Below are 11,826 nucleotides of genomic sequence, written 5' to 3'. Positions count from 1 at the left end.
GGCCGACGCGGTGGCGTCAGATGCCCATGCCGATGCCGCCGCCGACCGGGAGGACCGCGCCGGTGATGTAGCTGGCCTCCTCGCTGGCGAGGAAGCGCACGGCGGCGGCCACCTCGCGGTCGGTGCCGGGGCGGCCGAGCGGGGTCATCTTCATGGTGTCGCGCATCCGCCGGTCGGACAGCGACTTGGTCATGTCGGTCTCGATGATGCCCGGGGCGACCAGGTTGACGGTGATGCCCCGCGAGCCCAACTCCCAGGCCAGCGACCGGGCGAAGCCCAGCAACGCGGTCTTGGTGGCCGCGTAGTTGGTCTGGCCGGGGGAGCCGAGGAAGCCGAGCGCGGAGGAGAGCAGCACGATCCGGCCGCGCCGCTCGGCGAGCATGGTCGAGGCCGCGGCGCGCACCGTGCGGAACACGCCCCGCAGGTTGACGTCCAACACCTCGTCGAAGGCCTTGTCGTCCATCCGCAGCAGCAGGGTGTCCCGGGTGATGCCGGCGTTGGCGACCAGCACCTCGACCGGGCCCTGCTCGCGGGCGACGGTCTCCAGCGCCTCCTCCACCGAGGCCTGGTCGGTGACCTCGCAGCGCACCCCGAGGAAGCCCTCCGGGACGTCACCGCCCCGGTGGCCGACCGCGACCCGGTCGCCGTCCGCCGCCATCGCACGGGCCACCGCCAGACCGATGCCGCGGTTGGCCCCGGTGATGAAGACTGATCGAGACATGGTTCGTGGGTCGCCTTTCGTGAGGTGGTCGTTCGGTGCGGCCCGCCGAACCGGCGGCGGGCGTGCGGCGCACTGGCGCGGTCAGCGCTCCGGGGCCTGGACCAGCAGGCAGGACCAGGTGAAACCGGCGCCCGCGCTGAACACCAGGGCGGCCTCGCCGGGGGCGAGCACGTCCGCCTCCAGCAGGTCCGCGAGGCCGGCCACCGCGTCGCCCGCGCCCAGGTGGCCGGTGGCGCGGCCGAAGTCCAGCGGCTCGGCGGAGGTCTCCTCGGCGAGGATGGTGAGCCAGGAGTCCTGGAGGGTCTTGCGGCCGAAGCGGGGCAGGACCGCGTAGCGCAGCCGGGGGTCGCCCGGGTGCATGCCGGCGCCGTCCAGGGCGTCGGTGATGATCATGCGGATGCTGCGCCGGTTGACCTCGACGAACCGCTCGTTGCCGTGTTCGCGCAGGTAGGCGCGCTTGGTGATCCGCATGTCGACCCGGTCGCGCACGCCGCGCGAGACGGGGGCGAAGGGGTCGACGCCCCGGTGCATCGCCTCCAGCTCGGCGGCGGCGGTGCTCGCCGTCGAGCGCAGCAGCAGCCCGTCGTCGGTCTCCGCGCCGGGGCCGCTCAGCACGACCGCGGTGCCGCCGTCACCGTAGGCCACGCCGTAGTCGCTGGCCCAGCGGTCGAAGCCGGGCGCGGTGAAGCGGTCGGCGGTGGTGACCAGGGCGCGTCGGGGAGTGTCCCCGGCGCCGGCCGAGGTCAGGTAGGTCGAGGCGAGCTGGATGGCGGTGCTTCCACCGTTGCACACCTGCTGGATGCCGATGGGCAGGGCCCGGTCGGCGCCGATCCGGTGCGCGATGTAGTGGGCGGGCGACCACAGGTCGTGCCCCTGGTAGTACATGCTCGCGTGGAAGGTCAGGTCGAGTTCCTTGGGCGCGATGCCGACCGCGTCCATGGCCTTGCGGGCGGCGGCGACCGCCATGTCGGGTGCCGTCTCCTCGACGGCGGCGGGGACGTCCTCGTGACCGAGGTCCCGGGCGTGCCGGGGCGTCAGCCGGCCCTCCTGGACCGCGCACTCGACGCGGTCGCGTTCCTCGGGGAGCCACAGTGCCGCGGCCGTGATGCTCACCGGTTCCGCCAGCCTCATCCCCGACCTCCTTCCGGAATTCGCTCTGCGGGTACTTCCCGGCCGAGTCTGCGGCGGGCAGATAGAAACGGGTTAAAAAAACGGCACCGACGTCCGGTCGAACGGCCCGAATGTGTCGATTTGGGTCATGCCACCTTAGACACATGGCCGCCTGCAACTATCGACGGGTTGCCGCCCCCCCGGTCGCTGCATTCGAATTGCGGGGAACTCGCCGACCTGCCGGGAAAGATCTCCGGAGGGTCGGACGTGACCAATTGAGGGGAAGAGGAATATGGGCAACAGCCAGCTTCCGGGCGAAATTCGGGAGAAGATCCGCGAAATCGTCGCCGAGGTGCTCGAAGCGGACATTGCCGACCTCACCGACGAGCAGAGCTTCGTCGACGACCTCGAGGCCGACTCGCTCCTGGTGATCGAGATCATCTCGCGCTTCGAGCGTGACCTGCACATCAAGATCCCCAAGGACGACCTGTCCGAGCTGGACACCCTGCCCGAGGCCTACGAGCTCGTCGCCAAGCACTACGTGGCCGAGGCCGTAGGTGCGTAGCAGGACGTCCCGGCGGGTCGTCGTCACCGGGCTCGGGGCCGTCAGCGGCCTCGGGCTCGGGGTCGGGGAACTGATCGAGGGCATCCGGCACGGCCGCAGCGGCATCGGTCCGATCGAGCAGTTCGACCCGACCGGCTTCGAGCACACCCTGGCCGGTGAGGTCCGCGGCTTCGACCCGTCGGAGCACCTGCACCGCACCACCCCCGAGCGCTGGGGGCGCAGTGGCCAACTCGCCGCCGCCGCAGGGAGGATGGCCGTCGAGGACGCCGGCCTGGACACCGCGGCCGGGCTCCCGGACGGGGGCGTCAGCTGCTTCGGCACCACCAACGGCGAGTCCCAGGCGGTCGAGCACGCGGTGGCCCGCTGGGTCGCCGACGGGCCCGCCGCCCTGCGGCCGGAGCAGATCGCCCGCACCGAGCCGGGCAACATCGCCGGCGCGGTCTCCGCCGAGCTGGGCCTCACCGGCGAGTCGCTCACCTTCGGCACGGCGTGCGCCGCCGGCAACTACGCCATCGGCTACGCCTACGACCTGATCCGCTCCGGCGAGGCCGACTTCGCCGTCTGCGGCGGCGCGGACGCCTCCAACCGGGCCACCCACGCGGGCTTCCACGCGCTCGGCGCCCTCGCCGAGACCGTGCCGCGCCCCTTCGACGAGCACCGCGACGGCATCGTCACCGCCGAGGGCGGCGCGGCGCTCGTCCTGGAGCCCCTCGACGAGGCGCTGCGCCGCGGCGCGCGGATCTACGCCGAGGTGCTCGGCTACGGCATGACCTGCGACGCCAAGCACATGACCAACCCCAACGCCGCGACCATCGCCGAGTGCGTGCGGATCGCGCACGCCAACGCCGGGGTCGAGCCGGGGGACGTCGACTACATCTGCGCGCACGGCACCGGAACCCGGGCCAACGACGTCACCGAGGTGAGCGCCGTGCGCGAGGTGTTCGGGGAGACCCTGCCCCCGATCAGCTCCGTCAAGTCGATGCTCGGGCACACCATGGGCGCGGCCGCGGCCTTCGGCGCGCTGGTGTCCTGCGCCGCCCTGCACGAGGGGTTCCTGCCGCCGAGCGCGACGCTGCGCACGGTGGACCCCGAACTCGGCGAGGTGGACGTCGTTCCCGGCACCGCCCGGGCCGCCGCCCCCCGCGTCGTGCAGAACCACGGCTTCGCCTTCGGCGGCAACAACGCGGTCCTCCTGCTAGGGAAGGTCGAGGCATGACCGGAACCACTCTGCTCGACGCGGCGCCGTCCGCCCGCCCGGCCGACGAGCGGGAGCACACCGAGCCGTCCGTCCTGCCGATCGACATCCTCGGCCACGCCGTGTTCAGCGCCGCCGGCCACGGGACGGCCCCGATCGCGGCCGCGCTGGCCCGGCCGGAGCCGCCGGCCGGCGCGCCCGGCGAGGACTGGCCGGAGCTGGCCGTGCGGCCGGTGGCGGACTTCGACCCGCAGGCCGTCCTCGGCCGCAAGGGGCTGTCCCGGCTGTCCCGCACCGACCAGCTGGTCATGGCGGCCTGCGTGCTCGCCACGGACGGGACCGTCGCCGGGTCGACGGCCCGTACCGGCATCGTGCTCGGCACCACCGTGGGCAGCTCCGGCGCCCAGGAGGTGTTCTTCCGCGACACCTTCGTGCAGGAGCGTCCGTACCTGGTCAACCCGTCGGCCTTCCCCGGCACGCTGATGAACTCGGCGGCCGGCAAGACCGCGATCCGGCTCGGGTTCACCGGGATCAACGCGACCGTCTCCGGCGGCCCGCTGGCCGCCCTGCACGCCCTGCGCTACGCCCGGACCGCGCTGGTCAACGGCCACGCGGACCGGCTGCTCGCGGGCGGCGTGGAGGAGCTGTCCGCCGCCGCCGCCTGGTCCTGGCGGCAGAGCGGCGCGCTGCGCCCGGAGTCGGCCCTCGGCGAGGGCTGCGGCGTCTTCGTGCTGGAGCGCGAGGGGGCGCGGGGCGAGGGCCGCAGCGTCCTCGGGCAGCTGCTGGCCTGCGAGAGCGGCCACGCCGACCCGGTCGTCGACGGCCCGCTCGGCGTGGCCGCCCGGCTCGCCGCCGTGGTGCGCCGCGCGCTGCGGCGCAGCGGACTGCCGGCCGACGAGCCGGTGGCCGTGGCCCCGGGCGCGGCGGCCCGGCGCGGCTGGTCCGCGGTCGAGCGGCGCGCCCTGCGCGAGGCCCTCGGCGCCGTCCCGGCGGAGCGGATCGTCCGCACCGACACCGCGCTCGGCGAGACGTACGGGGCCTCCGTCGCCCTGCAGCTGGCGGCCGTCCTGGGCCGCTGGCAGGCGGGGCAGGCCGCACCGGGGGAGCGGGCGGCCGTGCTCACCGCGGTCGGCCCCGACGGGTCCGTCGGCGCCGCGGTGATCGCCAGGCCCGACCCGCGCTGAACTCCCGTCCGCGCATGTCCACCGCACCGATCTGGAGAACTCTCATGGAAAGCACGTCTCTGCTCGACCCCTCGGACCGGACCGAGGAGGCCCCGGCCCCGCTGGCGTACGAGCAGACCGTCCCCCGCAGCCTGGTGCACCGCTGGTCGCTCTCCGAGGTGTTCCTGACCGGATCGCGTGCGGTGGACGAGCGGCGGTTCCAGGCCGCCGCCCAACTGCCGCTGTCCCACGGGTACTTCAGGGACCACCCGGGCCGTCTCGACCACCACGACGTGCTGCTCGTGCTGGAGGCGTGCCGGCAGTCCGTCACCGCCGCGGCCCACCTCCACCAGGGCGTCCCGGCCGCCACCACCTTCATGGTGACCGCCTGGACCCTGGAGATCACCGACGGGGACGCGCTGGCGTGCGGAACCCGCCCGGGCGAGCTGGCCATCGACGGCGACGTCACCGGCCGGCACGAGCGCGGCGGACGGCTGCGCCGGCTGGAGTTCGCGATGGACCTCAGCCTGGACGGCAAGCCGCTCGGGCACCTCACCATGGACGTCCGCTCGACCGCGACCGACCAGTACCACAACCTGCGCTACATGCAGCGCGGCAGCGAGGTGCCGACCGCCTTCGGCCTGCCCGCCGACCCGATCGGCGAGCCGGTCGACCCGGCCGCGGTGCGCCGCCTCGACCCGGTGAACGCCGTCCTCGACGACGTCCGCCGCGAGGACGGCACTCTGGCCGCGGTGCTCAGCCCGCGCACCTTCCGCAACCGCAGCATGTACGACCACCCGTACGACCACGTCCCGGCGATGGTCTTCAGCGAGGCCGCCCGCCAGTGCGCGCTGCTCCTGGCCGACGGCGCGGAGGGCGCCGGCCGGGTGCTGCGACTGGACGGCTCGTTCGACCGCTTCGCCGAACTGGACCAGACCGTTCGGCTCACCGCCGCGCCGGATCCGGACCGCGGCGCCACCTCCTACCTGTTGCGGGCGGTGCAGGGCGAGCAGGCCGTGGCATCCGTCTCCGTCACGCTCGCCTGACCCGTTCACACCACCTCTTTTCGGAAGGCATCACCATGTCCCACCTGTCCATGGTCTGGTTCGACTTCGGCGGCGTCCTGTCCCCGCCGCTGGAGCGCATCTACGAGGCGTACGAGGTCAAGACCGGCATCAGCCCCCGCCAGCTCAAGGCCGCGATCAAGGGCGTCGCCGACGAGATGGGCCTGCCCACCATGGCGCCCGTCGAGGTCGGCGTGATCAGCGAGCCCGAGTGGGGCCGCCGGCTGGCCCGGGTGCTGGCCGAGCAGAACCCCGGCATCGACCTGTCCCGGGCCGAGCTGGAGACCTTCGGCCGGCAGTGGTTCGACGGCATCAAGGCCAACCCGGTCATGGTCCGGGCGTACCGGTACATCCAGGACAACGGCGTGCGCGTCGGCGTCCTGTCCAACAACGTCACCGAGTGGGGCCCGTACTGGAAGGCGATCATCGCCCCGGTCGGCGAGGTCGACGTCCTGATCGACTCCTCCGAGGTCGGCCACCGCAAGCCCGACCCGGAGATCTTCGAGATCGCCGCCAAGACCGCCGACGTCTCGCCCGCCGAGTGCCTGCTCATCGACGACGTCGAGGAGAACCTCGCCGCCGCCCGCGCCCAGGGCTGGAAGACGGTGCTCTACCAGAACGACGAGCAGACCCTCGCCGACCTGCACGCCGCGACCGGCCTCGCCGGTCTGACCGACCTGCTCTGAGCCCGCCCGGCCGGACACCCCGGAGGAGCCACCATCATGACCACCTCACTCGACGCGTCCGTCTCGGTCACGGACATCCCGGGCCTGGACCCGACGCCGCTGTACACGCCGGTGCCCGAGCGCTCGGCCGGCGGCCTGCCGCAGATCGCGCTGCCCAGCGGCCACAAGGCCGTGCACCTCACCCGCTACACGGACGTGCACAAGGCGCTGACCGACCCGACCTACGGCCGGACCGAGACCAACGTCGAGGGCGGCCCGACCTTCTTCCCCACCACCCTGCCGCCCGAGATGCTGATCAACCTGGACGGCCAGGACCACTCCCGGCTGCGCCGGTTCGTCACCGCGGACTACAGCGCCAACGCGGTCGCCAAGCTGCGCCCGTACCTGGACGAGGCGATCACCCGCAGCTTCGCCGAGCTGCGCGCCCAGGAGCGGCCCGACCTGTACACCGCCGTCCTGGACCGGGTGCCGATCGAGCTGACCTGCCACTTCCTCGGCATCCCGGTGGAGGACGTGGCGTACTTCCGCCCGCACTCCCGCACCATCCAGATGGCGCTGCACGACGACGTGCCGCAGCTGGTGGAGGACTTCTTCACCGCGTACAACTACGTCGCCGACATGGTCGCCGGCAAGCGCCCCTACGTCCCGGGCGGCCTGATCGAGAAGTTCATCCAGGGCCGCGACGAGACCGAGCCGCCGCTGGAGGACAAGGAGCTCGTCGGCATCATCTTCACCGCCGTGGTGTCGGTGGACCAGAACGTGCTCTCGGTCCTGGCCAAGGCCGCCCACGTGCTGCTCAGCGCGCCGAGCCTGTGGCAGCGGGCCGTCGCCGATCCCGAGGTCATGCCGCAGCTGGTCGAGGAGATCATCCGACTGGTCCCGCTGGGCCGGATGTCCACCTTCCCGCGGGTCGCCCACCGGGAGGTGGTGACCTCCGAGGGAACCATCCACACCGGTGACCTCGTCTACGCGGACGCCTTCCTCGGCAACCGCGACCCCGAGGTGTTCGAGAACCCGCTGGTCATCGACCCGGACCGGAAGGGCAAGCGCCACCTGCAGTTCGGCTACGGCATGCACCACTGCCTCGGCGCGGCGCTGGCCCGCCTGGAGATCGCCGAGATCCTCGGCCGTGTGGTGCGCGAGTTCCCGACCATGACGCTGGACGGCGACCCGGCCGACCTGGTCTGGGACGAGGGCGCGCTGCTGCGCCGTCCGATCGGGCTGCCGGTGCGCTGGTAGCCGCACGGTGCCCGCGGGGGAAGCCCTCCCGCGAGGACGCACCCGGGCCCCGTCTGCTGGCAGGCGGGGCCCGGGTGCGTCGCGTGTGTCACCCGGCATGTTCCTTTGGACGTACCCGGGGTGGCACCTGAGGAGCAGATCCATTGAGTCCCCCGGTGCGGGACCGATATTTTCTGAAGCGTCGGCCGGGGGGCCGGACGAGATCCCGCCATCGCGCGGGAACCACGGGGGATACATGTCGGACGTGATGCGTGTCGATGTGCTGGGCACACTGGAATTCCGTTTCACCGACCGGGTCTTCGCACTTCGGGGACCCAAACTGCGAAAAGTACTGGCCCTACTCGCACTGCGGGCGAACGAGGACGTGAACATCGACGTGATGGCGCATGAACTGTGGGGGGAGAATCAGCCCGCCACCGCCGTCATGACCGTCCGCACCCACATTTACCACCTGCGGAAGTGGTTCGCGGCCGTCCCGGTCGCAGAGGAATGCAAGCCGCAGATCGCCAGCCAGCCGTACGGCTACCGGCTGGAGATATCCGAGGAGCACGTCGACGCCACGGAGTTCCGGCTCCGCTGCGCCTACGGGTCCAAGCTGCTGGACGCCGGCCGGGTGGACGCGGCCGCCGAGACCTTCGGCCAGGCGCTGGCACTGTGGCGCGGCCCGGTGCTCACCGACGTGCGGCACGGCGCCGTGATCGAGCAACTCGCCTCGGAACTGGGCGGGTTGCGCGAGCGGGCGATCGAGCAGCGGCTGGAGGCGGACCTCGACCGCGGGCGCCACCGGGACGTCGTCGAGGAGCTGCGGCTGCTGGTCGCGGCCCAGCCGTTCAACGAGTGGCGGCACGCCCAGCTCATCCGCGCCCTGCACGCCTCCGGCCGCCGGGTCGAGGCGCTCGGGGCCTACCAGTCGCTGCGCACCCTGCTCAACCGCGAGCTGGGCGTCGAGCCCTCCGGGGACGTCCAGCGGCTGCGCACCGAGATCCTCCGAGGCGTCGCATGAGACCCGGCCAGGAAGGACGTGACATCCCGTGATCGAGGAACTGCTGCCGGGGCCGGTCGTCGGCGCCGAATCGTTCGACACCGCGCAGGAGGCGGCCCTCTTCCCCGAGGAGGAGAGGTGGGCCGCCCCGATGGCCACCGCCCGGCGGGCCAGGTTCACCACGAGCCGCGACTGCGCCCGGCAGGCGATGGTCCGGCTCGGGCTGCCGCCGGCCCCGATCCTGCGCGGCCGCTCGGGCGAGCCGCTCTGGCCGAGCGGGCTCACCGGCAGCATGACCCACACCCGCGGCTACCACGCCGCGGCCGTCGCCCCCTCCCTGGACATCCTGGCGATCGGCGTCGACGCGGAGCCGAACCAGCGGCTGAGCAACAGCGACGCGCTGCCGCTGCTGTCGCTCGCCGCGGAGCGGGCCTGGGTCGGCACCCTGTTCGAGCGGCGGCCCGAAGTCAGCTGGGACCGGCTGCTGTTCAGCGCCAAGGAGTCCGTCTACAAGGCGTGCTTCCCGCTGGTCGGGCCGTTGGGCTTCGACGACGTGCTGATCACGGTCGACCCCCGGGGCGGCACCTTCCGGGCCCGGGTCAGGCTTCCGGGGCCGGCCGGGCGGGACTCCCGCTCGACGCAGCTGGCGGGCCGCTGGCTCGCCCGCGACGGCCTGATCGTGACCGCGATGGTGCTGCGGCGTCCGAGTCGTCGGCGGCGTCGTGCTCCGGATCTGGCCCGGGTGGCGGGTTTTGGCTGATCAGGTCCAGCAGCCCGGGGAAACGCGACTCCAGGTCCTCCCGTCGCAGGTGCGCCTTCCTGCTGTTGCCCCGGTTGATCTGCAGGACCAGCCCGGACTCGCGCAGGATTCGGAAGTGGTGACTGAGCGTGGACTTCGAGACCCCGAGGTCGAAGGACAGGCAGGTGCGCTCGGTGCCGTCCGGCAACCCCACGAACTCCTGGACGACCTTGTACCGCAAGGGATCTGACAGAGCGTTCAGGATTGTCGGAAGCTCCATCTCGTCCCGGCTCGGGTGACCCTCCGCGTCGACCATTCTCCTCCGCCTCCCTGTCGCTCGTGGCCTCAACTCGTAGGCCAGGTTTGACTTGCATCATACCTCCGCTCCGTGCAAACCTTAGGTTCTATAAGAACCGAACCTAAGGTTCGGAGCCCTCCGGAACGGGAGCTTCCCCAACCATGGCTGCACAGACCGAATCCCCCCTCGTCGGGGAAGACGCCGGATCCCAGGCGTCAGGGCGCCAGCGGCAGACGCTGATCCTGGTCGCCGTCCTTCTGGCCGTCTTCGTCGTCCCCACGTCCATCTCCGGCACCGGTGTGGCGCTGCCGTACATCGGCTCCGACCTGGACGCCAACCTGGTGCCCCTCCAGTGGGTCGTCAACGCCTTCAACGTGGCGTTCGCCTGCTTCACCCTCGCCTGGGGTTCCATCGCCGACATCATCGGCCGCGTCCGCGCCTTCGCCCTCGGCGCCACGATCTACGCGGTCGCCTCGCTGGTCAGCGTCTTCGCCGGCAACGTGATCCTGCTGGACGCCGCCCGCGCCCTGGCCGGCATCGGCGGCGCCGCGATCTTCTCCTGCGGTGCGGCGATGCTCTCCACCGTCTTCGAGGGCCCCGCCCGCGGCCGGGCGTTCGCGCTCTTCGGCACCGTCGCCGGCATCGGCGTCTCCTTCGGCCCGTCGCTCTCCGGCGCGCTGATCGAGAACGCCGGCTGGCGCTGGGTGTTCGCCGTGCACGTGATCGTGCTGGCCCTGGTCCTGCTCGCCGTCCCGACCATGAGCCGCGCCGTCCAGGAGACCCGCACCGAGGGTGCGCGCATCGACGTCGTCGGCTCCGCCCTGTTCATCCTCGCCATGCTGCTGCTCACCACCGGCATCGCGCAGGGTTCGCAGTGGGGCTGGGCCAGCCCGGGCGTGCTCGGCCTGTTCGCCGGCACGATCGTCGCCCTCGTGGTCTTCGCCGCGGTGGAGAAGCGCAAGTCGCACCCGATGCTCGACCTGAGCATCGTCACCAACCGCCGCTTCATGGCGCTCTGCCTGGTGCCGGTGGCCGGCTCCTTCGGCTTCGTCACCATGCTGACCTACCTGCCCAGCTACCTCACCGCCGCCGGTGGCTACTCCAGCGGCACGGCCGGTGCGATCATGCTGATGCTCACCGTCCCGATGCTGGTCCTCCCGCTGGTGGCCGCGAAGCTCGTCGCCAAGGGCGTCTCCGCGATGGGCATCATCTACCTGAGCCTGGTCTTCCTGGTGGTCGGCGCCGCCGGCCTGGAGCTCTACAAGCCCGACGTCAACCTCGGCCTGGTCGCCCTGCCGATGCTGATCGTCGGCGCCGGCTACGCCCTCGCCGCCGGCCTCGTCGACGGCAAGGCCCTGGAGCTCGTCGCCCCGGAGCGCGCCGGTATGGCCGCCGGTTTCCTCAACACCATGCGCCTCGGCAGCGAGGCCATCGCCGTGGCGATCTACGGCTCGCTGCTCGCCACCGTCATCAGTGGCAAGACCCAGGACAGCATCGCCAGCTACGCCGGCGCCGGTGACGCGACCACCGTCGCCGGGACCGTCGCGAGCGGCAACATCTCCGGCCCGGCCGGCGACGTGGCCGAGGCGCAGCGCGGCAGCTTCACCGACCTCCTGGTCAACGCCTACGACGGCGCCTTCCACACCGTCCTGTGGGTGCTCGGTGGCATCTGCCTGGTGCTGCTCGTGCTCATCGCGCTGCTGCTGAGCGGCCGCAAGGCCGAGCCGGCGAAGGCCAACTGACCCCGCGGCCGCTTCCGGAGCGGCCCGCGGCCCCCGACCCGGTCGGGAGGCGCCTACACCCCCGGGGCGCCTCCCGACCGGTCCCAGGGCCGGTCGTCGAACCCGCTTCGAGGACCGACCACCGGGCCGGGGCACCCGTCGGATCCGTCCGACCCCCATCCGCTACGTCTGGAGAACAGCATGACTGGCACCGTGCAGCAGGCCTCGGCCGCTGCTTCGAGCGGGCCCAAGCCGATCCGCAGACTCGATCGGGTGATCATTCGTTTCGCCGGTGATTCCGGTGACGGCATGCAGCTGACCGGTGACCGTTTCACTTCGGAGA

Annotated in this window: 11 protein-coding genes and 1 pseudogene; 9 read left to right on the top strand and 3 right to left on the bottom strand. The window is 72.2% G+C overall.

All coding sequences use genetic code 11. The annotated features are described in order from the left end of the window. Positions 1 to 16 precede the first annotated feature (16 nt). Positions 17 to 721, bottom strand: coding sequence for an SDR family oxidoreductase (locus ACGF0D_RS16815; RefSeq protein WP_392882958.1), 705 nt, complete (start codon positions 719 to 721; stop codon positions 17 to 19). An 81-nt stretch (positions 722 to 802) separates the two neighbouring features. Continuing rightward, positions 803 to 1,852 (bottom strand): ketoacyl-ACP synthase III family protein, encoded by a 1,050-nt coding sequence (locus tag ACGF0D_RS16810; RefSeq protein WP_392882960.1) that lies wholly within the window; start codon positions 1,850 to 1,852, stop codon positions 803 to 805. A gap of 271 nt (positions 1,853 to 2,123) precedes the next feature. Between ACGF0D_RS16810 and ACGF0D_RS16805 the strand changes: the two genes are divergently transcribed. The 8 genes from ACGF0D_RS16805 (at position 2,124) to ACGF0D_RS16770 (ending at position 9,485) form a co-directional block, all read left to right on the top strand. After that, the gene (locus ACGF0D_RS16805) at positions 2,124 to 2,396 is read left to right on the top strand and encodes an acyl carrier protein (RefSeq protein WP_392882962.1); all 273 of its coding nucleotides are present in this window, start codon (positions 2,124 to 2,126) and stop codon (positions 2,394 to 2,396) included. Beyond that, on the top strand, positions 2,389 to 3,612 hold the full coding sequence (locus ACGF0D_RS16800) for a beta-ketoacyl-[acyl-carrier-protein] synthase family protein (RefSeq protein WP_392882964.1): 1,224 nt from the start codon (positions 2,389 to 2,391) through the stop codon (positions 3,610 to 3,612). Before ACGF0D_RS16805 ends, ACGF0D_RS16800 begins: the two co-directional genes overlap by 8 nt. Continuing rightward, complete coding sequence (locus tag ACGF0D_RS16795; protein ID WP_392882966.1) at positions 3,609 to 4,775, top strand: beta-ketoacyl synthase N-terminal-like domain-containing protein; 1,167 nt, start codon at positions 3,609 to 3,611, stop codon at positions 4,773 to 4,775. The genes ACGF0D_RS16800 and ACGF0D_RS16795 overlap by 4 nt, the downstream gene beginning before the upstream one ends. 44 nt (positions 4,776 to 4,819) lie before the next feature. After that, on the top strand, positions 4,820 to 5,800 hold the full coding sequence (locus ACGF0D_RS16790; RefSeq protein WP_392916777.1) for an AfsA-related hotdog domain-containing protein: 981 nt from the start codon (positions 4,820 to 4,822) through the stop codon (positions 5,798 to 5,800). A 35-nt stretch (positions 5,801 to 5,835) separates the two neighbouring features. After that, entirely contained in the window at positions 5,836 to 6,504 is a 669-nt protein-coding gene (locus ACGF0D_RS16785; protein WP_392882972.1) for an HAD family hydrolase, read from the top strand. 36 nt (positions 6,505 to 6,540) lie between these two features. After that, positions 6,541 to 7,743, top strand: a complete 1,203-nt coding sequence (locus ACGF0D_RS16780) for a cytochrome P450 (RefSeq protein ID WP_392882975.1) — start codon at positions 6,541 to 6,543, stop codon at positions 7,741 to 7,743. A 379-nt stretch (positions 7,744 to 8,122) separates the two neighbouring features. After that, entirely contained in the window at positions 8,123 to 8,746 is a 624-nt protein-coding gene (locus ACGF0D_RS16775) for a BTAD domain-containing putative transcriptional regulator (RefSeq protein WP_392882978.1), read from the top strand. 28 nt (positions 8,747 to 8,774) lie between these two features. Continuing rightward, positions 8,775 to 9,485 (top strand): 4'-phosphopantetheinyl transferase, encoded by a 711-nt coding sequence (locus ACGF0D_RS16770; RefSeq protein ID WP_392882981.1) that lies wholly within the window; start codon positions 8,775 to 8,777, stop codon positions 9,483 to 9,485. Between the two features lie 94 nt (positions 9,486 to 9,579). On the opposite strand, the pseudogene ACGF0D_RS16765 reads toward ACGF0D_RS16770, so the two are convergent. Then, positions 9,580 to 9,744, bottom strand: a pseudogene (locus ACGF0D_RS16765) (ArsR/SmtB family transcription factor); the annotation flags it as partial. A gap of 179 nt (positions 9,745 to 9,923) precedes the next feature. On the opposite strand from ACGF0D_RS16765, the gene ACGF0D_RS16760 reads away from it, so the two are divergent. Next, positions 9,924 to 11,504, top strand: a complete 1,581-nt coding sequence (locus tag ACGF0D_RS16760) for an MFS transporter (RefSeq protein WP_392882984.1) — start codon at positions 9,924 to 9,926, stop codon at positions 11,502 to 11,504. Positions 11,505 to 11,826: the final 322 nt, after the last annotated feature.

The organism is Kitasatospora sp. NPDC048298, from assembly GCF_043201465.1.
Lineage (GTDB): Bacteria > Actinomycetota > Actinomycetes > Streptomycetales > Streptomycetaceae > Kitasatospora.
Note: the sequence above shows the minus strand (reverse complement) of the source record. Positions and strands in the feature narration are given on the sequence as shown.